General features: G+C 56.3%; 20 protein-coding genes. 3 read left to right on the forward strand and 17 right to left on the reverse strand.

Annotation, left to right across the window (positions count from 1 at the left end):
- Position 1 precedes the first annotated feature (1 nt).
- The 3 genes from ACQUWM_RS11855 to ACQUWM_RS11865 all read right to left on the reverse strand — a co-directional run bounded on the left by ACQUWM_RS11855 (position 2) and on the right by ACQUWM_RS11865 (position 2,500).
- A complete protein-coding gene (locus tag ACQUWM_RS11855; protein WP_428922282.1) occupies positions 2 to 1,537 on the reverse strand; it encodes an ABC transporter substrate-binding protein in 1,536 nt (511 codons plus the stop codon).
- 140 nt (positions 1,538 to 1,677) lie between these two features.
- Entirely contained in the window at positions 1,678 to 2,109 is a 432-nt protein-coding gene (locus ACQUWM_RS11860) for a DUF3010 family protein (protein WP_406999710.1), read from the reverse strand.
- A 46-nt stretch (positions 2,110 to 2,155) separates the two neighbouring features.
- Positions 2,156 to 2,500, reverse strand: a complete 345-nt coding sequence (locus tag ACQUWM_RS11865; RefSeq protein ID WP_406999574.1) for a PBPRA1643 family SWIM/SEC-C metal-binding motif protein — start codon at positions 2,498 to 2,500, stop codon at positions 2,156 to 2,158.
- 226 nt (positions 2,501 to 2,726) lie between these two features.
- Between ACQUWM_RS11865 and ACQUWM_RS11870 the strand changes: the two genes are divergently transcribed.
- Both ACQUWM_RS11870 and ACQUWM_RS11875 read left to right on the forward strand, forming a co-directional pair.
- Positions 2,727 to 4,055 carry a PilZ domain-containing protein gene (locus tag ACQUWM_RS11870; RefSeq protein WP_428922283.1) on the forward strand — a complete coding sequence of 443 codons (1,329 nt, stop codon included), beginning with the start codon at positions 2,727 to 2,729 and terminating at the stop codon, positions 4,053 to 4,055.
- Positions 4,056 to 4,064: 9 nt separating this feature from the next.
- Positions 4,065 to 6,623, forward strand: a complete 2,559-nt coding sequence (locus tag ACQUWM_RS11875) for an EAL domain-containing protein (protein ID WP_428922284.1) — start codon at positions 4,065 to 4,067, stop codon at positions 6,621 to 6,623.
- A 36-nt stretch (positions 6,624 to 6,659) separates the two neighbouring features.
- Here the strand turns inward: ACQUWM_RS11875 and uraD are convergent, their stop codons facing one another.
- Entirely contained in the window at positions 6,660 to 7,175 is a 516-nt protein-coding gene (gene uraD / locus ACQUWM_RS11880) for a 2-oxo-4-hydroxy-4-carboxy-5-ureidoimidazoline decarboxylase (protein ID WP_428922285.1), read from the reverse strand.
- 500 nt (positions 7,176 to 7,675) lie between these two features.
- Here uraD and ACQUWM_RS11885 point away from each other — a divergent pair, with 500 nt between their 5' ends.
- Complete coding sequence (locus ACQUWM_RS11885) at positions 7,676 to 8,431, forward strand: GntR family transcriptional regulator (protein ID WP_406999583.1); 756 nt, start codon at positions 7,676 to 7,678, stop codon at positions 8,429 to 8,431.
- Positions 8,432 to 8,465: 34 nt separating this feature from the next.
- Here ACQUWM_RS11885 and ACQUWM_RS11890 read toward each other — a convergent pair whose 3' ends face one another.
- The 13 genes from ACQUWM_RS11890 to ACQUWM_RS11950 all read right to left on the reverse strand — a co-directional run bounded on the left by ACQUWM_RS11890 (position 8,466) and on the right by ACQUWM_RS11950 (position 22,384).
- Positions 8,466 to 9,779 carry a glycerate kinase type-2 family protein gene (locus tag ACQUWM_RS11890; RefSeq protein ID WP_406999585.1) on the reverse strand — a complete coding sequence of 438 codons (1,314 nt, stop codon included), beginning with the start codon at positions 9,777 to 9,779 and terminating at the stop codon, positions 8,466 to 8,468.
- 128 nt (positions 9,780 to 9,907) lie between these two features.
- Positions 9,908 to 10,795, reverse strand: coding sequence for a 2-hydroxy-3-oxopropionate reductase (locus ACQUWM_RS11895; RefSeq protein ID WP_406999587.1), 888 nt, complete (start codon positions 10,793 to 10,795; stop codon positions 9,908 to 9,910).
- A gap of 36 nt (positions 10,796 to 10,831) precedes the next feature.
- Positions 10,832 to 11,608 (reverse strand): hydroxypyruvate isomerase, encoded by a 777-nt coding sequence (hyi, locus tag ACQUWM_RS11900; RefSeq protein WP_406999589.1) that lies wholly within the window; start codon positions 11,606 to 11,608, stop codon positions 10,832 to 10,834.
- Between the two features lie 86 nt (positions 11,609 to 11,694).
- The gene (gene gcl, locus ACQUWM_RS11905; RefSeq protein ID WP_428922286.1) at positions 11,695 to 13,470 is read right to left on the reverse strand and encodes a glyoxylate carboligase; all 1,776 of its coding nucleotides are present in this window, start codon (positions 13,468 to 13,470) and stop codon (positions 11,695 to 11,697) included.
- A 63-nt stretch (positions 13,471 to 13,533) separates the two neighbouring features.
- The gene (locus ACQUWM_RS11910; RefSeq protein ID WP_406999593.1) at positions 13,534 to 14,031 is read right to left on the reverse strand and encodes an ureidoglycolate lyase; all 498 of its coding nucleotides are present in this window, start codon (positions 14,029 to 14,031) and stop codon (positions 13,534 to 13,536) included.
- A gap of 20 nt (positions 14,032 to 14,051) precedes the next feature.
- Positions 14,052 to 14,888 carry a bifunctional allantoicase/(S)-ureidoglycine aminohydrolase gene (locus ACQUWM_RS11915; protein WP_406987317.1) on the reverse strand — a complete coding sequence of 279 codons (837 nt, stop codon included), beginning with the start codon at positions 14,886 to 14,888 and terminating at the stop codon, positions 14,052 to 14,054.
- Between the two features lie 14 nt (positions 14,889 to 14,902).
- Positions 14,903 to 15,850 (reverse strand): allantoinase PuuE, encoded by a 948-nt coding sequence (puuE, locus tag ACQUWM_RS11920; RefSeq protein WP_406999595.1) that lies wholly within the window; start codon positions 15,848 to 15,850, stop codon positions 14,903 to 14,905.
- A 112-nt stretch (positions 15,851 to 15,962) separates the two neighbouring features.
- Positions 15,963 to 17,213: a urate hydroxylase PuuD gene (locus tag ACQUWM_RS11925; protein ID WP_428922287.1), complete on the reverse strand. Its 1,251-nt coding sequence runs from the start codon at positions 17,211 to 17,213 to the stop codon at positions 15,963 to 15,965.
- Between the two features lie 48 nt (positions 17,214 to 17,261).
- Positions 17,262 to 17,615 (reverse strand): hydroxyisourate hydrolase, encoded by a 354-nt coding sequence (gene uraH, locus ACQUWM_RS11930; RefSeq protein ID WP_428922288.1) that lies wholly within the window; start codon positions 17,613 to 17,615, stop codon positions 17,262 to 17,264.
- A gap of 20 nt (positions 17,616 to 17,635) precedes the next feature.
- Entirely contained in the window at positions 17,636 to 18,394 is a 759-nt protein-coding gene (locus ACQUWM_RS11935) for an outer membrane protein OmpK (protein ID WP_406999599.1), read from the reverse strand.
- A gap of 113 nt (positions 18,395 to 18,507) precedes the next feature.
- Positions 18,508 to 19,740 carry an NCS2 family permease gene (locus ACQUWM_RS11940; RefSeq protein WP_406987319.1) on the reverse strand — a complete coding sequence of 411 codons (1,233 nt, stop codon included), beginning with the start codon at positions 19,738 to 19,740 and terminating at the stop codon, positions 18,508 to 18,510.
- Between the two features lie 394 nt (positions 19,741 to 20,134).
- Positions 20,135 to 21,436 (reverse strand): guanine deaminase, encoded by a 1,302-nt coding sequence (gene guaD, locus ACQUWM_RS11945; protein WP_428922289.1) that lies wholly within the window; start codon positions 21,434 to 21,436, stop codon positions 20,135 to 20,137.
- A 225-nt stretch (positions 21,437 to 21,661) separates the two neighbouring features.
- On the reverse strand, positions 21,662 to 22,384 hold the full coding sequence (locus tag ACQUWM_RS11950) for a TetR/AcrR family transcriptional regulator (RefSeq protein WP_428922290.1): 723 nt from the start codon (positions 22,382 to 22,384) through the stop codon (positions 21,662 to 21,664).
- Positions 22,385 to 22,494 lie beyond the last annotated feature (110 nt).

Here is a 22,494-nt window from a genome sequence, read left to right on the forward strand (position 1 = left end):
ATTACTTCCAGGCCAATTCGTTAAGGAAGAAGCTGCGCTCGTAGGGATCAAAACGGAAGCCCGTCAGGCGCCGGCTTACCGATGTCTGCTGCACATAACTGGCAACAGGAATCAGTGGTTTGTCGTCGTAGATAGACTGTGCCACAGCCTGAGCCTGCTGACGGTAAACCGCATCGTCGGATTCCCGAATCATGGAGTTCAGCGTGGCCTGGATTGTAGGGTTCGACCAGTTCATACTGCCCCAATCACCGCCCTTCTCAGACCCGAAATCCCGGATCATGATCGCCAGGGGGTCGGCGATGGTGCCATAGTTGCGGGCGATAAGGGCCACTTCCAGAGAACCGTCCTGATGGCCGGCGGGAATGCTGCTGGAGTTGGTTATATTGACGTTCAGCTTGACTCCCAGCCGTCGCCATTGATCCTGAACAGCAGTTGCCACGGTCGTCAGTTCCGGGCGATCGGCGTAAGTGATCAGATCCAACTCGAACCGGTCGCCATTCTTTTCCAGCCACCCCTCTGCATTTTTCTCCCAACCCAGGCCGGCCATCAGCGCTTCGGCCCGGGCCAGGTTGAAGCCGGCTTCGCCGGTGTCCAGGTGCCAGGCCCCCATATGCGCGGGAAACAGTTGAGTCGTGCCAGCTCCCGGCGTGCGGAGTATCGCCGTTGCTATGCCGCTGCGGTTAATGGCGAGGCTTAGTGCCTGACGCGCGTCCCCATCCGACAAGTAAGGGTGCGCCAGGTTCAGTTTCAGGGCCAGGGTGCGCGGCAGCTCGGAGCGGACAACCTGCAGATTTGGCTGGCGCTCCAGCATCGGCACGGCGGCCGGATCGAGCCCGAACACCAAATCACCCTGACCACTGCGGGCCTGCAATACCCGGGCCTCCGCGCGATGCCCCGTCAGATAACGGGCGTATTCAACCTCTGCGACCTTACCCCAGTAGTCCTGGAAACGCTGAACAACCAGGCGATGCGGTACCGCAATTTCGTATACCTTGTACGGTCCGGTGCCGATCAGAGCTTTCACGCTGCCCTCTTCATCGTAGGCCCCGGGAGCGAGAATAGCGGTGGAATAGTTGGCAAGCACCCCACCCAGAGGACGATAAGGTTCGGCCAGGGTGATCCGGAGAGCTCGCTCCCCCACCGCCTCAATCCGCTCTATCGGCACACCTTGCAACGCACCCGGCCTGGTTCGGGCCAGATTGAGGTTTTCCGCAACCACCCCGGCCGTCATGGGGGTGCCGTCGTGGAAGACAACGCCCTCCTGCAACTGGATATCCCAGATCCGATTGCCTTCGCGCTGCGACCACTCCGCTGCCAGCCCCGGTATCAGCCTGCCAGTTTCATCAACATTGAACAGAGTTTCCAGAACCTGCATCCGGGTAAAGATATAGCCGCTGCGCGTGGGATCCAGGCTGGAGAACTCAAAAGCGGCCTGGATATTCACAGTGTTGGCAGGGGTTGGCTGGGCTTGGGCTACAGAACCGGACAGAATCCAGAAAAAGCCCGGAATAAGCAGAATGCGGCAGAACCAGGACATGTTGACGAGCGCCTCTTTAAACGGGAACGAGGCGACGAATGATATGTTATAACATTATCAAATTAAACCACCGAAAGTCGAAAGCCATCGCAGCCTTCGACATCTACGTATAACGAGGCCGCTCCGCTGACTCCAAGGCGCTATTTCGCCATGTGCCCCACATAGGCTGCGATAAAGGCGGTTTCCTGAAAGATCTTCAAGCCGGTCTCGGCGAAAGGAATCGGCAGCGGATTGGCTGCCAGCGTGGACTTGATCTGCGCCGGCGGGAGCAACCTGACCTCCAGCTCACTACCGTCAATCAGTTGAATGGCTGCCTCCAGCTTGAAGCTGATGGCGCCACCGGCAAATTTGCCTTTCGGCATCCGCTCCTTGATCACGACACGGGTCACCCCGTGCTCTGCCATCAACTCAGCAAACGCCGCCTGGAACTGTTTCAGGTCTTCCCGGGTGTGGTGTTTGTTCAGCGACAGCTTTCGCACCTTGCACTCCGGCAAGCTGAACTGCCCCCGATCCAGGTTCAGCATACACACCACGGCATCGCTGCCGGTCAGCTCCACTCCGCAAATAATCATAGCGTTCCTCTCTTCACCTTCGTCACCTTCATCAATCCCATCGCCCTCAGCCACAGCACTTCTTGAATTTCAGGCCACTGCCGCAGCTGCAAGGGTCATTGCGGGAAGGCAATTTCGCCGTGGTAACGGTCGCCGCTTTGTTCAGGAGCGCGGTCAGTTCGGCAATGGATTCAACAGCGCCCTCACGATTATCAACCGTAATGTTCGCATGCAGTTTGGCCTCAGCCACCCGGGCTTCGATCTCCTGCTTGCGAGCCTCACTGGTCACCACCAGCGTTAGCGGGTACTTCTTGCTGCCACTCTTTTTAATGGCCTTGGTCTGAAAGCCACCGTGAGCGGTGTGGTGCTGGCGCGCGTCCTGCCGGCCTTTGTAAAAAAATTTGTCTGACATGCTGAGATCCTGATGATCGGAAGAATACCCAGGCGCTCCATGGCGACCGCTGGGCGAAAACGTTTTAGCATGCTTACGGGATTGGTTATATAGCCAGGAGCAGAAATTCAATGTGGCCCGTTCTGAAGGTGCGTGGGGCCGTTGGAAAATGGCGGCATTCCCAAGTTTGGTCCAGACTAGAAGTTTAAAGTAAGTATCAGATTCGACAGGGTGTCGGGAGCCAGCGATGATAAGGATGCATGGAGAGTATCGCCGGCATTTGCGATCCGGGATCAGGATCCCGGTGATTCTGAGTTATGCCAATCACACCATTGAAACCCAAACACTGGACATATCGGCTGGCGGGTTACGCCTGAAAAGGCCGGATCGGGTGTATATCCGCCCCTGTGAGGTCATTGACGTGGACTTCCCCGGCAAGCCCGGTATGAAGGTAACGGCAACGGTGACGCACACCGGCAGATCTCACATTGGTTTGCAGTTCAATCGCAGACGTTTTTCCGAAAACGAGCTGAGCAAGCTCTATGGCACCGCCCCCACCTGGCAGCGTCTGACTGCCAGAAGCAAACGTGCACTCTGGAGAAACAGCCGCCGGTTTGCGGTGTTTCTGGCCAATACCTATCTGCGCACCTTCGTTCACGCCCTGGCCAGACCGCATTTCCTGTTCGCGGTGTACGGCAACAAGCAGCAGGTAGGCTCCTATTTTACGCCCGGCATGGCAAAGCGTATGCCGCCCAATATAGTGCTTGGCTTTATTCGCAATGCAGACATGCGAGGCCTGCTGGTCGCGTCGCAGTTTCTGGAGCATGAGTTACAGGAAGATCCCGAAAAAGTCCGGCTTTACCTGGATCAATTGCAACGGGACTACCCCGATGTGCAGCGGATTGCCCTGGTTGGACGACTCCCCAACTTCGCCATGAAAGCAGGGATCGAAATTAACGAACCGCTGGTGGATGGGAGCCTGGGAACGAGGTACATGATCTGGGACGTGGCGCGGCAAATGCGCGAGCGCCCCCAATACAGCCAGCAGACCAGCATTGTCGTGCTGGGAGGCGCCGGGCGCATCGGCAACGCAGTGTGTCAGGATCTCACCGGCATGTATGACAAGGTGATCGGGTTTGATCCGCGCTATGAGGAAGACAGGGAAATCACCACCGAACGGGGGACGGTATTGCAGACCTCCTCTTTGGCCCATCTACAGGACGAAAAGCTTTTCATCGGTTTAACCCATCATGGCGATGCCATACTGGAACTCCAGCAGCACATAAGCCCGGGAGCCCTGATCGCTGATGACACCCACCCCTGCATCAGCCTGACAGCCCGGGAACGCCTACGGGTGCGGCAAATCACGGTGGAAAAGGTGGTGTTGTCCCACGAAGAATTCCTGATGTGGCCACGCATGCCGGCCTGGAACAACCGGGATATTCCCGGGTGTTTGGTCGAGGCACTGGTCCTGCTTCGCCAGCCGGATGCGGGGGAAGGCGATTTCTCCGCCTTTTGTCAGGAGGCCGAGTTTCTCGGTTTCACCGGCCGCCTGATCAGTCCCCTGGACGAATAGGAAGGCACCATGGCGAAAATCCACAAATGGTCAGCGGGATTCGTTGTGATATCCCTTTTATTCGCTATTACCGCCAGTGGCAAGGAACTGACAATTCAGGATGACGCTGTCCGTTTCAGCTTGAACCACCACATCGAGTACTTTCTGGACAAAGACCTGCCCCTTGATCAGATCCTGCAACGGGAACAGTGGCATAAAAAGCACAATGACAGCGTATTGAACCTGGGCTTCACCGGCCAATCAGTATGGCTCAGGACATCCCTGACCATCCCGGAACCGTTGACCCGCCAGTGGTACCTGGTGATTCCATATCCACTTCTGGAGGAAGTGGATCTCTACATATTGCGTGATAAACAACAGCCAGCAATCTACCACACCAGTCGCCAGGAGACCGAGAATCAGCGGGAACGGGCCCACAGTTACCAGGTAGCCCTGCCACTACCGCGTGACCTGAACGGCCAGGTGGAATTATTCCTGCGAGCGCGATCGGCCACGTCACTGCAAGTGCCGCTCGAGCTTTGGCGTGAGGACCATCTGCTGAATCGATTTTCACTGGAGAGCCTCTATTGGGGAGCCTATTTCGGCGTTTTGTTTGCCCTGGTGGTCTACAACCTGTTCCTGTTTCTCTCTATCCGGGATTCAGCCTACGGCTATTACGTGCTGTACATCGGCTCGATCAGCCTGCTGATGCTCTGCATCTCCGGGGTCGGCAGCGCCTGGATCTGGGGCGGGCAGCCGTTGCTGACCCGTTATGCCCTCCCCATCAGCACTGCACTTGTGTCTCTGTTTGCCTTGATGTTCGCACGCAGCTTCCTGAAATGGCAGGAAATATCTTCCCGCTGGGATCGCAGCATGAAGATTGCGGCCGTACTGGCCGGGTTGCTGATCGTCTACACATGGGCTTCCCCCATACACGGTGCGCTGTTCGCGGGCCTGCTGGGTACGCTGGTGATTGTGCTGCTCATCTCCGTGGGCCTGGCGGGTCTGAGAGCCGGTGTCACCATTGCCCGTTATTTCGTGCTGGCCTGGACTACCTTTGCCCTTGGGACCGCCCTGTATTTACTGAACGTCTTCAACTTTATCCCGGTGAACGTCGTCACCAACCATGCCATGCAGGTCGGCTCTGCCGCCGAGGTGCTGCTGCTTTCGTTCGCGCTCGCCCATCGCATCAAGGACGAGCGGGCACGCAAATTGGCCGCACTGCGAAGGCAGCAATTGGCCGAGCGACAGGTCCGGGATCTGGAAATGCAATCCCTTGAACAGGCCATGCACGATTCGACCACCAGATTGCCCAATGCCTCCCTGCTCAATCAGCAGTTACAGACAATGATGAGCCAGAACAAACAGGTCGCACTCACACTGGTCCACTATCCACAGATCAAGGACATTGCGTCCAGCATGGGCCACAGGCTGGCGGAAGAAATGTTTTGTCAGTTGATGAATAAGCTCAACCATACGCTGGCCGGGCAGGACGGTGTGATCTGCCTGGAAAGTCGGCAACTCGCCTACATTGCGATTCCCGAATTCGGATCAGCGGCATTCCTGATTGACGTCAAGCAGTTGGAGGGCCCACTGGAGCCCTTGATCAACCAGATGGTGGGTAATCATGACATCTCTGTCCATTCCGTCAGGCTGCCTGTGTTCATGAACCTACACTGCGGCGTGGCTGTTGCACCGGAGCATGGCGACAGCGCGGAGATTCTGTATCAACACGCCTCGGCGGCACAGGACCGCAGCGAATCAAGCAAGGTTCCCGTACAGGTCTATAACAACGAGATTTCCGATTTCGCGCGTCGCCGCCTGAATCTGGTGACGGCCTTGCCGCCGGCCATCGAAGCGGGCGAACTGGAGCTCTACCTGCAACCGCAAATGAACAGTACCGGCCAGGAGCTGGTGGGCGCGGAGATACTGTTGCGTTGGCACAGTCCGAATTTTGGACCAGTGCCCGCCGGGGAAGTGATCGAAATCGCAGAGAATGCCGGTTTGATGGATCTGCTATCGCGCTACATTGTGAATCAGGCCTGGAAGACCATGCAGACGCTGCGGGAACGACAACTGAACATTACCTGCAGCATCAACCTGTCGGTTCAGAATCTCACCAACAGCCACTTTGTGTCCTTCGCACTGGCGGGAATCAGGGAACACGGCATTCCAATGAATCGCGTGATCTTCGAAGTGACGGAAACCTCCATGATGCACAACATGGACGCAGTGATCGGGTCCCTGCTTCAGATTGCCAACAGCGGCTGCAAGATTGCCCTGGATGATTTTGGTACGGGCTACTCCTCCCTGGCCTATCTGAGCCGCCTACCCATCCACGAGCTGAAAATCGATCGTTGCTTTATAAGCCAGATGGCTTCCAACGAGAATGACTTGAGAATTGTCCAGAACACCCTGAAACTCGCACGCACCCTCAATCTGGAAGCCGTAGCCGAAGGCGTGGAGGACAATAACACCAGGGAGCTTCTAACCCAGTTGGGCTGCCACCGGCTGCAGGGCTACCTGTTTGCCAGGCCGATGCCGTTGGAGAAATTCTGCGATTGGGCAACGGCGCAAACGACGAGCTGAAAGGCAGACTGGTTGACCAGTGCGAGGAACACGGTGCTACATTGCCTGCAGGCGGAACAAGGCAATCTTGTTGATTTCGCTCAGTGCGCGCTGGAATTCCTGCTCGGGGGAGTTGTGCATGCGTTCTTCGAACGAGGCCAGTATCTGGTGTCTGTTACTACCTTTTACCGCCATGATAAAAATGAAGCCAAACTTGTTTTTATAGGCCTCATTAAGCCTGACGAAGCGCGTAAACTCTTCCGGAGTGCACTCCTGAATACCTGCACCCGCCTGCTCGGAAGTACTCGAGGCTGTAAGCTCTCCACGCATAGCAGCTTTGCCTGCCAGATCCGGGTGAGCATTGATCAAGGCCAACTGGGTGTCCCGATCCGCGTTGAGAAGGATGTTTGACATCCGCTCGTGCATGACTTCGATCTCGTCAACTTTTTCATCCACGCCCATGTCATAGGCCTGCTCTGCTACCCATGGCGAATGCTCATAGATGTCAGCAAAAGCTGCAACGAAGGCCTCTCGCCCGAGGCTGGATGGAGTCAGGGTTCGAAAACGGCTCATTCTTTGCTCCTGATATCTGAATGAATAACGCCCGGTCAGCCTGCATCGAAAGCTGGCACCCGCACATCGTATACAATATTCATAGACTATATGATGTTTCAACCGCCGGCAATTCTTTTGTGGGTCCGGAGAAATCCTGGCCTCAACACAGGCCATGGCCACTGAGCCCAAGCCTGGCCATCACTTAAGCGTGCGATAACCAATCCAACAAACTGAATACAAAACGAATGACAACTGTATCCATAAAACTACAGTATGTGCTATGCTTTCATCAGGTCTTCGTGGCCAGGGGCAGGTTTTTCAGTACCAGTCGTGCCTGCCCCGCTGTTTCACACGCCTGACTTACACACTCGATTTGCCTCAGTGTGTTTTTACCCGCCTTCAGGCGGGTTTTTTTTAGGTGATTACGTGGCTCGATCAGGTTCGGCTAAACGGCGTCGTTTCTCGTATACTATTCATAATCAGATTCTGTACTTCCACTACCTCATTCGCGAGATATTATGAACAAACAAGCGCAACCCACCAAAAGCCCGAACCGAACCGGAAAAAAACGGACCGGGACGACAAGCGAGACGATATACGCCCACATGTTCGACGCTATTCTTGAGCATCGCCTGGCACCCGGCACCAAATTGAGTGAGGAAGCGTTAGGGGAAATATTTGGTGTCAGCCGCACGATTATCCGGCGAGAGTTGTCGCAGTTGGCACATGAAGGTGTCGTCTCCATTCGCCCTAACCGGGGCGCGATGATAGCCAGCCCGAGCGTGGAAGAGGCCCGTCAGATTCTGTACGCACGGCGCCTGGTTGAACGTGCTATTACAGAGTTAGCGGTCCAGAACGCGACTGAACAGCAGCTCGATGAGCTGCGGGACATGGTGGTGGAAGAGCAAAATTGCTTTGCTCGCGGGGATCGGGGTGCGGGTATCCGCCTGTCAGGCGAATTCCATCTGAAATTAGCGGAGGCGGCGAACAATACGCCCTTTATCGGTTTCCAGCGCAGCCTGGTTTCTCAGACCTCGCTGATCATCGCCCAATACGAAAAGGGCACCCGCTCCCATTGCTCCTATGATGAGCACAATCAGTTGCTTGATGCCATATCCGCCCGTGATACTGACAAAGCGGTGTCATTGATGATGCATCACATGGATCATATCGATGCAAAACTGAACTTTGATGACGACAGTGCAACCGATGACTTGCATGCGGTGTTCTCGCACATAGGCCTTGCCAAGGGAAAGGCCCGTTCCAAGCAATAGACGCGGTTAGCTTTAGATCGTGTTCCGTGTTTCCTCATACGGACCTTGGGAGCACCAGTAAGGCGCGGAAATCATTGACATTGGTACGAGTGGGACCCGTGACGATCAAGCCATCGAGCGCCTCGAAAAAACTGTAGGCGTCATTACCGGCGAGATAATTCGCAGGGTCCAGCTTCAGGGCTTGAACCCGGGACCAGTCGTTAGGCCCGAAAATAGCGCCGGCGTTATCCTCGGAGCCGTCGATACCGTCCGTGTCGATGGCCAGAGCGTAAATATTCGGCGCACCCTGAAGGACCGTGATCGCTCCCAGGAGGTATTCGACGTTGCGGCCTCCGCGCCCTTCGCCGAGCACAGTGACACTGGTCTCGCCACCTGACAGTATCAGGAGCGGTTCTTTGACTTCTTTTTGAAGCTTCAAAGCTAGTGCCGCATGATCACGCCCCAGCTCTCTCGCCTCGCCTTCAAGATCGTCACCCAACACACGAACGTCTACACCGGCTAACTCTGCAGCGGCCCCAGCTGCGCGAAGCGCATCACACGCCCGGGCCTGAACCACGGCGCGGTCGCGCTCAAATTCAGGCGAATGCGGCTTGGGCGCGGTATCGTCGCTGACCAGATGACGACGAACAGCATCTGGAATTTCGATCGAATACCGTTCCAGAATTTCCAACGCATCGAGTGGCGTTGTCTCGTCTGGCAGGGTCGGTCCTGAGGCGATCAGCGTAGGATCGTCGCCGGGCACATCGGAGATCAGATAAGTAACCACCTCCGCCGGATGAGCTGCGGCAGCCAATCGCCCGCCCTTGATGCGCGAGAGATGTCGCCGCACCGTGTTGATCTCACGAATCGGCGCCCCACAACGCAACAGCACTTTGTTGATTGCTTGCTTCTGGTGCAGCGTCAGTCCTGGAGCAGCCAGCGTCATGAGCGCGGAACCCCCCCCCGAAATCAAGGCAATGACAAGATCGTTCGCGGTAAGCCCGGTCACTGCATCGAGCATACGCTGGGCCGCCTTCTCGCCCAACTCGTCAGGCATCGGGTGGGAGGCTTCCAATACCTCGATGTGCCGACAATCAGCGCCATGACCGTAACGAGTGACGACGAGGCCGGAGATTTCGGCGTCGGGGTAGTTATCAGCCCATGTGCGCTCAAAGGCTGCGGCCATGGCAGCGGCAGCTTTGCCGGCTCCGATCACTACCGTGCGTCCGGATGGGCGCGACGGCAGCTGATCAGGCGAAAACAGGGTGTCAGGATGTACGGCGGATACGGCAGTTGCGGCCAGCTGTTTGAGCCAGGCATTCACTTCTGTCGGATCGTCAAAAGACAGCGAACTGGACGGGGCGTTCATTAGCGGCTCCTCGCAACGGATAGAAAATAAAGAAACGGGCCGGCCCGGCAGCGCGCAGCCATGACAGACGCCGATACGACGTCTGTCATGGACCATCAGGATGCGCCGGCTGCTGCCGGGGTGACTGATTAGCTGCCGATTTCGTGGTCAGCCAGTTTTTCCAGAGCCCTGACAATGCCTGCGTGATCCCAATCCGCACCATTGTTGGCTGCACAGGCCTGGAACAGCTGCTGGGCGTTGGCCGTGCCAGGCAAAGACAGGTCAAGGGTGCGCGCGCTTTCCAGGGCCAGGTTGAGATCCTTCTGGTGCAAGCGAATCCGAAAGCCCGGCTCAAAGGTGCGATTGATCATGCGCTCTCCATGCACATCAAGTATCTTCGACTGGGCCAGACCACCCAGCAGGGCCTCACGGACTTTCGTCACGTCTGCCCCGGCTTTTGAAGCAAAAAGCAGGCCTTCAGCAACCGCCTGGATCGTCAAAGCTACAACAATCTGATTGGCAACTTTGCAGATCTGACCGGCGCCGTGCTCGCCAATATGGGTGATCGTCTTGCCCATGACCTCAAGGACTGGCAGGGCCCGGTTAAAGCCTTCGGTGGAGCCGCCGACCATGATGGTCAGCGTCGCGTTAACAGCGCCACCCTCGCCGCCGGACACTGGGGCATCGACGTATTCACCGCCGGCCTCGGTGATGCGCTTCGCGAACGCCTGGGTTGGGATCGGCGCGACAGAGCTCATATCGATGACCAGCGTGCCTGGTTTGATGCCTTCCACGATCCCCGCTTCGCCAAGCAGCACTTCCTCCACATCGGGGGTGTCCGGAACCATCGTGATGATAATCTCCGCCTGTTCGGCTACCGCCCTGGGGCTATCAACCTCTTTCATGCCCTTGGCGGCCAGACCTTCGTCCAGAGTGCCGTACTTAACGTAGGTCACCAGCTCGTGGCCTGCGTCCAACAGGTGTCCGGCCATGGGCCGTCCCATAATCCCGAGACCAATAAATCCAATCTTGCTCATAATCCTCTCCTTACTCACTTTTGTTGTGGTTTGGCTCTATCGTGCGCTGTCCAGCCAGCCGAGCCCCTCGAGCGTCGTCGCTGCTGGCTTGTATTCGCAGCCGATCCACCCCTGGTAGCCCAGGCGGTCAAGATGGGCGAACAGGAACGGGTAATTGATCTCTCCCGTACCGGGCTCGTGGCGACCCGGATTGTCGGCCAACTGCACATGGCCGATGCTTGCAAGGTGCGTCTCCATGGTTCGGGCCAGGTCGCCCTCCATGATCTGCATGTGATAGATGTCGTATTGCAGCTGTAAGTTGTCGCTACCCACTTCTTCGAACAACGCCAGCGCCTGCTCAGTCCGGTTGAGGAAGAAGCCGGGGATGTCGAGGGTATTGATTGGCTCGGCGAGCAACAGAATGCCTGCCGCTTTCAGCTTTTCGGCGGCATATCGCAAATTGCCGACCAGAGTCTGACGGGCCTGCTCTTCGCTAACTCCCTGGGGTTTGATACCCGCGAGGCAGTTCAGCTGCTTGCAACCGAGAACGGTGGCGTAATCAATCGCTTTCTCTACGCCTTCCCGAAACTCTTCAACTCGATCCGGATGACAGGCAATACCGCGCTCGCCGGCGGCCCAGTCCCCTGCCGGAAGATTGTGCAGCACCTGTGTGAGGCCGTGAGCGTCCAGCCGCTTTTTGATGTCTACGGCAGCGTAATCGTAGGGGAAGAGGTACTCTACTCCGCTAAAGCCTGCCGCCGCGGCGGCCTGGAAGCGATCGAGAAAATCCTCCTCGGTGAACAGCATGCTTAAATTAGCTGCAAACTTAGGCATTTTGGGTCTCCTACTCGTCCATTTTTAATGCTTCGCCCCCTGACCCTGATGCGTTCCCTCAGGCCGGGGGCGGGTGATTGCGATGCTTAGGTCAGACTGGCAATTGAGGTCGGCGCATCGGTTACGTTCTCAACCAGGGCTTCGAACTCGTTGACACCGTCAAGATCGGTGCCCATAGCGATGTTTGTGACCCGTTCAAGAATGATCTCGACCACCACCGGCACGCGGTGTTCGCGCATCAATTCGCGCGCCTGCTCAAACGCAGGGCCAATGTCATCGGGCTTGGTGACCCGCAACGCCTTACAGCCGAGGCCTTCGACAACCGAGACGTGGTCGACGCCATAGCCGTTTATCTCGGGGCAGTTAACGTTCTCGAATGCCAACTGCACGCAGTAGTCCATGTCGAAGCCGCGCTGCGCCTGGCGGATCAGCCCCAGATAGGAATTGTTCACCAGGACATGTATGTAGGGCAGGTTGAACTGTGCCCCGGCAGCCAACTCCTCGACCATGAATTGGAAGTCATAGTCCCCGGAGAGCGCGACAACCTCAGCCTCGGGATCGGCCCGGCATACGCCGAGGGCCGCGGGAATGGTCCAGCCCAGTGGCCCGGCCTGGCCGCAGTTGATCCAGTGCCGCGGCTTATACACGTGCAGGAACTGCGCCCCGGCAATCTGGGATAACCCTATGGCGGTGACATACCGGACGTTCTTGCCGAACACCTTGTTCATCTCTTCATAGACGCGCTGCGGCTTCACTGGCACGTTGTCGAAGTGAGTCTTGCGCAGCAGGGTCCGCTTGCGGCTCTGGCACTCCTCGGCCCAGGCGCTGCGATCCTTCAGCTTGCCGGCAGCGATCCACTCTTTGGCGACTGTAATGAAGAGTTCCAATGCCGCCTTGGCATCAGAGACAATCCCGTAGTCTGGCCCGAAGATACGGCCAATCTGGGTCGGTTCGATGTCGACATGGACGAACTTCCGGTCCTTGGTATAGGCGTCAACGTTACCTGTGTGGCGGTTCGCCCAGCGGTTACCGATACCCATCACGAAGTCAGAAGCCAGCATCGTTGCGTTGCCATAACGATGGGAGGTCTGGAGCCCCACCATGCCTGCCATTAACGGATGGTCGTCGGGAATCGCCCCCCACCCCATCAAGGTCGGAACGACTGGGACGCCGGTAAGCTCGGCAAACTCAACCAGAAGATCGCTGGCATCCGCATTAATGACGCCTCCGCCGGCAACAAGCAGGGGCCTGTCAGCCTCGTTCAGCAGGGTCAGCGCTTTCTCGATCTGCGCCCGCGAGGCGGCCGGCTTGTAGGCTGGCAAGGGTTCATAGGTGTCTGGGTCGAATTCAATCTCACTCATCTGCACATCAATAGGCAGGTCAATCAGGACCGGTCCGGGACGGGAGCTGCGCATCAATTGGAATGCATGCTGAAAAGCGCGAGGCACCTGAGCCGGCTCAAGAACGGTAATGGCCCATTTGGTAACCGGTCCCGCAATGGCCTGGATATTTACGGCCTGGAAGTCTTCCTTATGCAGCTTGCTTCGCGGCGCCTGCCCAGTGATGCAAAGAATGGGAATGGAATCGCCGGTGGCCGAGTACAATCCGGTGATCATATCGGTGCCAGCAGGTCCGGAAGTACCGATACAGACGCCAATGTTGCCGGCTTTTGTGCGGGTATAGCCCTCAGCCATGTGGGAAGCCCCTTCCACGTGGCGGGCCAGGACGTGGTCAACCCCTCCAACCTTGCGCATGGCGGCATAGAACGGGTTGATGGCCGCTCCTGGGACGCCAAACGCAATATCTATCCCCTCTTTCTTCAAAACGTGAACGGCAGCTTCTGCTGCAGTCATGATAGTCATGGTGTTTCCTCCGAAATAATGTTGTTTTTGTAGTTGAAACAGTCCTCGTCCCCAGCCACTGGATCAGTTCGTTTGGCTGAGGAGTACTCGCACCTCCAACGGATACTCGTCGCAGTTGTTCCCCGAACCGCCGCGATCGACAACCAAAAACTCCCCTTCCCGATCCAGCACTGACTGAACTGCGTGCCAGGTACCGGCTCGGTAATTCACCCCCTGCAGACCGTCTGTAACAAAGGCGCGAACCTCATCAGGGCTTATCGTTTCGCCTGGCGGCGCCACAACAATCAGAAAGCGCTCCCCGTGTAAGGGCATAAATGCCTGACTGCCTTGCGGGTGGCGCTCAAGGAAAGAGATTTCCAGGGGTAACGTCACCGGCTGGCTGACGAAGATACTCACCAGAACCCTTGCCTCGTCGCCGAAGACCTCGACTTTCGCCAAATCATGGTGGCGCTGGGTGCGCCCTCCATTGATGGGAAAAGAACTGGCCGTGCGCCTGTCAATGACATCTCCGAAATCGGCAAAGGCTTCGGGGCTCAGCGGTTGTGCCTGGAGTTCCAGCATAAAAATGTCCTCGTCTCAGCTCAGCGGGAACCGAATCCGCCAAGTTTCATGTGCCGATTGACGTCCTTGTAAAGCAAGTAGCGGAAAGGGCCCGGACCGCCGGCGTAGCACGCTTGCGGGCAGAAGGCGCGAAGCCACATATAGTCACCCGCTTCGACTTCGACCCAATCCTGGTTGAGGTGGTATACAGCCTTTCCTTCCAGAACGTAGAGGCCATGTTCCATCACATGAGTCTCGGCAAAGGGAATGACCCCACCGGGTTGGAAGTTGACAATATTGACGTGCATGTCGTGGCGGATGTCCTGGGGATCAACAAAGCGTGTCGTGGTCCAGCGCCCCTCGGTTCCCGGCATCTCAGTGGGCGTTACATCATTTTCATTGGTTACAAAGGCCTCCGGCACCTCGATGCCATCCACCTCTTCATAGGCTTTTCGCACCCAGTGAAAGCGCAGCGGAGTATCCTTTTCGTTGTATACCTGCCAGGAGGTCCCCGGCGGGATGAAGGCGTAGCCGCCCTCTTGCATCCGGTGCTGATGGCCGGCAATCGTCAAGGCCATCTCACCCTCAACCACAAACAGAACCCCTTCCGCGCCAGGGTCCAGTTCTGGCCGCGCGCTGCCGCCTCCCGGGGACACTTCCATGATGTACTGAGAAAAGGTCTCGGCAAATCCGGACAGCGGCCGTGAAAGCACCCATAGCCGGGTTTTATCCCAATGTGGCAATGCGCTGGCGACGATATCCCGCATCACGCCCCTGGGAATGATCGCGTAGGCATCGGTAAAAACGGCGCGGTCAGACAGCAACTGAGTCTGGGGTGGATGCCCGCCAGCGGGAGCGTAATAGGTATGTTTGTTCACAGATCGGTTGCTCATTACTGCTCCTTGGATGAAAACGGGGAGTGGTGTTCAGCCCAGTGGCGTGCAATATCCACACGTCTCGTAACCCAGACACGATCATGGGCTTCTATGTGATCGAGGAATCGTTGCAGGCCCCGGAAGCGCCCTGGCCTGCCTATTAGCCGGCAGTGGAGGCCGATGGACAGCATCTTCGGCGTATCCCCTCCCTCGGCATAGAGCACGTCGAAGGCGTCTCGCAAATAGCTATAAAAGTCCTCTCCCGTGCTGAAGCCGTGGGCAGAAGCGAAGCGCATGTCGTTAGTATCCAGGGCATAGGGCACAACCAGGTGAGTGTGCATTTCGCCCTGGCTATCACGCTGGGAGGTCCAGAATGGCAGGTCGTCCCCGTAGTAGTCGCTGTCGTAGAGAAAGCTTCCTTCGTCCAGCACCAGGCGCCGGGTGTTCTGGCTGTCGCGACCGGTATACCATCCGGCCGGCTTCTCACCGTAAAGGTTCTGGAAAATTTCGATCGCTCGGCGCATGTGCGCGCGCTCTACGCTTTCCGGCACGTTCTGGTAGTGAATCCAGCGCCAGCCATGGCAGGCGATTTCGTGGCCCAGCTCTTTAAAGGCATGGGCAAGTTCGGGGTGACGCTCAAGCGCCATTGCCACCCCGAATACCGTAAGCGGCATCCCACGGCGCTGAAACTCGTTCAGCACTCGCCACACCCCGACCCGCGAGCCGTATTCATAAATGGACTCCATGCTCAGATGCCGACTGGAATAGGCTTCGGCCCCGGCGATTTCAGACAGAAACTGCTCCGAATGGGTATCACCATGCAAAACGCAGCTTTCTGCGCCTTCTTCATAATTGAGAACGAACTGCACGGCGATACGGGCCCGGCCAGGCCAATTAGCCTGAACCGGCGAGGAACCGTATCCAATCAGGTCCCGGGGGTAGTCATCAGGGTTAGCCGGATTCATCTAGCAACTTCCTTCTTGCGCTCTGGCTGGCAGGCTGCTCGTGTCTGCATCCCTGCCAGCGAATGTTGTATACGATTATTATAGTACATTGTATCCATAACTGGCGCAACATTCACTCAGCCCAGTTTTTGATAACTTCGCGCTCCTCTTTGGTCATGTTCGTCGTGTTGCCCAAGGGCATGTAACCATTCGCCACGACTTCCTTGATCTTGGCTTGATGGCTGAGAATCTGGCTAACCGCATCAAACGCAAATCCTGCCGGCGGTGCTGAAAAACCGGGATGCTCAGGCTGCTTGGAGTGACAGCCCAGGCAGTGCTGTTCGATAGCTGCGCCCACGTCTTCTGCCAACAATGGTTCGCTCACTTCAGGCTCCGTACTGGCGCCAGTGTTTGCCTGCGATTCAGCTACCTGTGACTCCTCTTTCTGCGCCCCAACCGTAGGCGCCGCTGCCCAGACGGTCAGCAGGACCAGCACCCCGCCAGTCACCAGGTAACCGGGCTCGGTTCTGCCTGTGTGTTTCAGTACAAAAAACTGGCGGATGACAGCTCCGGCAAAGATGAGCAGCGACATAACCAGCCATGCCTGAGCCGATGTATACGCAAAGGCATAGTGGTTGCTGATCATTAACAGGACGACCGGAAGCGTGAAGTACGTATTGTGGACGGAACGTTGTTTGCCGCGCTTGCCATCAAGCGGGTTGGGCTCCTCCCCCGCCTTCATGGCATTGACCATTCGGCGCTGGCCCGGAATGATCCAGAAAAAGACATTCGCGGACATGGCTGTCGCCATCACGGCCCCGGTCAAAAGGAAAGCGGCACGACCGGAAAAAAGCTGGGTACTGAGATACGCGACAATCACGACCATTACCCCGACCGCAATACTCAGCATGCCGTCCCGCTCCATGTTGGGACTGATACGCTTGCACAGCTCATTGTATACAACCCAGCCAAAGACCAGGAAAAGCAGTGCAACGACGTTGGCCTGCCATCCGCTTAACTCGGCAGCCCATTTCCAACTACTGTCCGGGTTAACCAGATAGAATTCTGGATTAACCATGTAGAGGATGACGAATAGCGCGAAGCCCGAAATCCAGGTGGTGTACGATTTCCAGAAAGACCAGTGCAGGTCTGCCGGCAAGGTACCTGGGCTAGTGGCGTACTTTTGGTTGTGATAAAAGCCGCCTCCGTGCACGGCCCACATCTCGCCAAAGACCCCCTTCTTCTTGCAGTTTTCGTCCTGGGGCGGCTTGAGGCTGTTATCCAGCATCACGAAGTAGATTGACTCACCAATCCACGCAATTGCCGCAATCACATGAAGCCACCTCAGCATTAAATTCCCGAAGTCCAGAATGAAAGCTTCCATAAGCCTGTTCTCTTACTGTGCTGTTGTATTGATTGATTATGAAAACACTCAGCTACCGCGGTAGGTGGAGTAGCTGTAGGGTGAAAGCAAAAGGGGCACATGGTAGTGCTGTGAGGCGTCAGCCACGCCGAAACGCAATGGGATTACATCAAGGAAACGCGGCTCGGCGGCTTCAACGCCCTGGTGCCTGAAATAGTCACCGACGTGAAAGACCAGCTCAAACTGGCCTGCCGCAAAGGACTCCCCCTCAAGAATGGGAGCGTCGCAGCGGCCATCATCATTGGTGGTCACTTCTTTCAGCCAGGTGCGTGACTGGCCCTCCAGTCGGTAGACCTCAATACGAATACCCTGCCCGGGGCGACCAAGTGAGGTGTCCAGAACGTGTGTGGTAAGGCGTCCCATAAAACTCTCCTGTAATAGTGTCAGAAGTGGAATTTGACCAGTGCGCTGATAGCGTTCTCTGTATCTATGTTCGGACTACCGAATTTATTGCGCCAATAGGAGTACTCTATCCCGGCATACAACACACCGGCGTTTCCCGTGAAATGGCCAAGATCCAGTTTGAACTGAGGATTAATGTGTAAGTCAGCACTCTGACCGCCGCTTACGCCTGACGAATAGTCGACGAAGCCGTCGAAGAGAAACGCAGCGCTGCCCAATGTGAACGGCGCGCCCCATGTCACGGTTAATTGCCAATCATCTGGCGTATCGAAATCCGTGTTGTTTTCGACGTAGTAAGCGTTCGTGTTGAAGTACTGGAAGCCAGGGATATCCCAGCCCAGCCCTACCCCGTACATGTAATTGTTGGCCCCTACCCCACCATCAAACTCATATTGGGTTGCCAGGAAAACGTCTGTTACCGGCCCGAAGCCCAGGTCCTGGCCGCTAAGCCAGCTCAAGCTCAAGCGTGGCGCAAACTCCCCATAAGTGTTGTCACCGTTACTTGAATCCCCCTGAACCTGATAGCGATCAATGAAGAAGAACGTATCCCCCCAGTTATGGGCCGTTACGTTTTCGAAGGTAAAGACAGTCGCAGACTCTTTCCGGGAGCCAAAAATTTCATAGTCGTCACTGTAAAGGAGCGAGACACTGGAGCTGCCGAAAAACTTTTCAGCATGGACAGCCGGGGTGAAAGCGAAGAAAACACAAGTCATCAGTAAGACTTTTTGCAACAACTTCATCTTGCTACCTCTCATTGTTGTTTTTAGGTGGTATGGATATCGTATAGAACTGAATAAGCATCACTTTGCGGCCGCACCTGGCCGCCGATTCGGGTCATCAGTGCACCTTTCGCTCACAGGAAGGCAAACTTGGCGATAAACACCACGCACAACACATAGAGGCTAACGGAGACTTTTTCCCGCTGTCCGGTGAGTAGCTTCAACGTGGCATAGGTAAGAAAGCCCAGTGCAATACCATTGGCGATCGAGAAGGTCAGAGGCATCATCACCACGGTAATGATTGCCGGAATAGTGTCGGTTATGTCTTTCCAGTCAATGTGAGCCATGCCGCTCATCATCAACATGGCGACGTATATCAGCGCGCCCGCAGTGGCATAGGCCGGGATCATTCCTGCCAGGGGGGCAAAGAATGTCGCCAGAAGAAACAGCACGCCGACTGTCACAGCCGTCAGGCCGGTACGGCCGCCAGCAGCCACGCCTGAAGCGCTTTCAACATAGCTGGTCACGGGCGGGCAACCAATAAAGGCCCCCGCGACACTTGATGTGCTGTCCGCTTTAAGCGCTTTGGAAAGGTTCTCTATCTTGCCGTTCTCACCAACCAGATGCGCTCGGTGCGCGACGCCCATCAGCGTTCCCGCTGTGTCGAACATGTTCACGAAGAGAAACGCGAGGACAACGCTGATCATGCCCACGTTGAGCGCGCCAGCAACGTCCATCGCCAGCCATGTTGGCGCGAGGCTCGGCGGGGCGGACATAAGACCGTTGTACTCCACCAGCCCCATGCTCCATCCGATCGCCGTCACGCTCAGCATGCTCAGCAGGATTGCGCCGAAGACGTTGCGATGGCTGAGCACGGCAATCAATAGAAAGCAGATTGCGGCAAGCAGTGCCGGAGGTTCACCAAAAGACCCCATCGTAACCAGAGTTGCGGGACTGTCGACGACAATCCCGGCTGTCTTCAGGCCAATGAGCCCGAGAAACATTCCGACCCCTGCCCCCATGGCAAAACGCAGGCTCATCGGAATACTGTTGAGCAACCATTCACGAATACGCGACAGACTCATAATCATAAAGAGAATGCCGGAAAGGAATACGGCACCCAGGGCAACCTCCCAGCTATGGCCCATCTCGCCGACCACGGTATAGGTGAAGAACGCGTTGAGCCCCATGCCAGGCGCCAGTCCCACCGGCCAGTTGGCATAAAACCCCATGAGCAGACAGCCGAGAGCCGCCCCGAGACAGGTGGCAACGAACGCAGCACCATGATCAAGGCCGGCCGCGGCCATAACATTCGGGTTGACGAAGATAACGTAGGCCATGGTGACGAAAGTGGTCAGGCCTGCCATCAGCTCGATCTTGACTGAGCTGCCATGCTGGCTGAGCTTGAAGATGCGTTCGAGCCAGTCCGTTCTCGCTGACGCTCTGAGTGAGCGTTTCTGCTGATCGATGTTTTCCACAAGGTATTCCTCATCATTGTTGTTTTCTATCACCCAGAGCAGAACTCTTGAGGCAGGTGATGGCTGATCTATCCCCATCTGGATTTCCTGTCCCACAGGTCAGGAAATGACATCTTCGATTATGCGTTTGTATACAATAATTGCAACAAAATTCTTATAACGATTGTACACAAGAGAAAAGAATAAGCGACAGATGTACGGCAGGCGTGCAAACTCAGCGGGAACAGTTCCGTATTCAGTCGTTGATCCGACTTGGTGTCGAACTTCTATTGCATCAGGCCCCCTATCGCCGATGAACAGATACACCGGCGCTAAAGGTCTCCTTCACCACACGGTCATCTCCAAGGATCATAAGGGCGAAGAGCTTTTCCTCCAGGCTCCTGGCGCGGCTCAGGCGGCGGCTGATCAGGGGCGTGGCATCGTAATCCAGCACCACAAAGTCCGCCTCTTTCCCGGGGCGCAAGTTGCCAATCCTGTCGTCGAGGTAGAGGGACCGGGCTCCACCCAGGGTAGCGAGGTACAGGGCTTTAAAGGGGTCCAGTTTCTGTCCCTGCAGTTGCAGCACCTTGTACGCTTCGTTAAGGCTTTGAAGCTGGGAAAAACTGGTACCCGCTCCCACGTCTGTGCCCAGGCCAACGCGCACGCCATGTTCCTCCAGGCGTGCCAGGTCGAGTAAACCGCTACCCAGAAAAAGATTGGACGTCGGGCAAAAAGCAACCGCCGAGCCAGTGTCACCCAGACGCTTACACTCTTCATCATGCAGGTGGACACCGTGGGCAAACATCGATCGCTCGCCGATCAGGCCATGGTGGTCGTATACATCAAGATAGCCATCCCGCTCTGGAAACAGCTCCTTAACCCACTCAATCTCCTTCCGGTTTTCAGAAATGTGGGTATGCATATACAAGCCGGGGAATTCTTTGAAAAGCTTGCCAGCGAGCTCAAGCTGCTCATTGGTGCTCGTCGGGGCAAAGCGGGGCGTCACCGCATAGGATAAACGTCCTTTTCCGTGCCAACGCTCGATCAGATCCTTGCTATCCGCATAGCCTGATTCCGCTGTATCGACCAGGTAGTCCGGGGCGCAGCGGTCCATTAACACCTTGCCCGCAATCATCCGCAGGTTCAGTTTGGAGGCCTGCTCGAAAAAGGCATCCACCGATTGTTTGTGAACGGTTCCGAAAACCAGGGCAGTCGTGGTTCCGTTCCTCAGCAGTTCGCTGAGGAACAGGCCGGCCTGGGCACGGGCATGCCGGGGATCATCAAACTGCCCCTCGCAAGGAAAGGTGTAGGTTTCCAGCCAGTCCAGCAACTGGGCGCCATAGGAACCTATTATTTCCACCTGCGGGTAATGTATATGAGTGTCGATAAAGCCCGGGGTTATCAGGGCATCGGTATAGTGAACGACGTCGACGTCAGGAGACAGCGAAGGCAACAGGCTTTCCGCCCTGCCAATGTCGACGACAATACCGTCCTCGACCACTAGCAGGCCGTCTTCAAAATACTCGTAGGACTCTTCCGTGCCCGCCAGACGTGGGTCGGCAATGCTGTGGAGGACAGAGGCACGGTAGGCTTTGCGATGGGACATGGTCACTCTCGTCAGTTTTGTTGTTGCATTGTTTTTGGCTGTCGCATTGTTCTTTTTTGTTGGCGACTGGTTTGAGTGTACTGAGGAGAATTTAAACAGGATGGGCGTTTCGGTCAACAAAAACTGACCAATAAGTCAGGAATTTTCAGTGCGTCAAAATTGGGGAGGCATGCAACAGCGGCAGGCCGAGCGTGATAGAGGTACGTTCGGGGATGATCGAGTGTGCTAGTCGGAACCCGTCGGTTCGGCAGGTTGTCCTTGTGGGACCTCCAGACCGCAACCGCGCAGAATGACCGACGTCAAAAAATCCGCCGCATGCTGATAGTCACTCTCTGTGTATTCACACTTGTCCTCAATAGCGAGGATTTGGACTTCAAAGTCGGCGTAGTGTTGTGTTGACGACCAGATCAATAGGATGAGCTGTACCGGATCCACCGGCGCCATTCGACCAGCGTCTATCCATTGCTGAATGACGTCTGCTCGCGCCCTCACCCATTCCCGCATGGTTGTGGACAGGTGATCTTTAAGGACCGGCGCCCCCTGAATGATTTCCAGAGCGAACAAGCGCGACGCCAGTGGATGAGTCCTGGATAGCTCGACTTTGGCGTGAATGAAGCTGGCCAGGGTCGTGGCGGGATCGTCTTCTGGCTTTATCTTCGAAAACATCTCATTCCAACGCTCCATGATGTCATCCATCAACGCATAGTAGATGCGCTTTTTATTGCTGAAGTAATAAAGCACGTTGGATTTCGGAAGCCCCGCCCTGTCGGCAATATTCTGAACGGTCGTGGCGCCGAAACCGTTCAGGGCAAACTCGTTTTCAGCTGCTGCCAGAATACGCTCACGATTGCGCTCGCGGATGCGGCCAGGGCGTACTTTCTTGCTTCTGCTACCGGATGAGGGCGCACGCTTCGTTTGGGGAGCTTCTGATTCAGTTTGATTGGTCATGGTGTCGAGTAGGTTCAGATTAGGGCATCGAGGTCCCGACGATAGCTGATCTGTGCACGGCAATCAAAGAAACAGCAGCCGCACAAAAAACTGGACTATTTGGTCAGGAA

It is taken from the genome of Marinobacter sp. DUT-3, assembly GCF_050379435.1.
In the GTDB taxonomy this organism is placed as follows: Bacteria; Pseudomonadota; Gammaproteobacteria; order Pseudomonadales; family Oleiphilaceae; genus Marinobacter.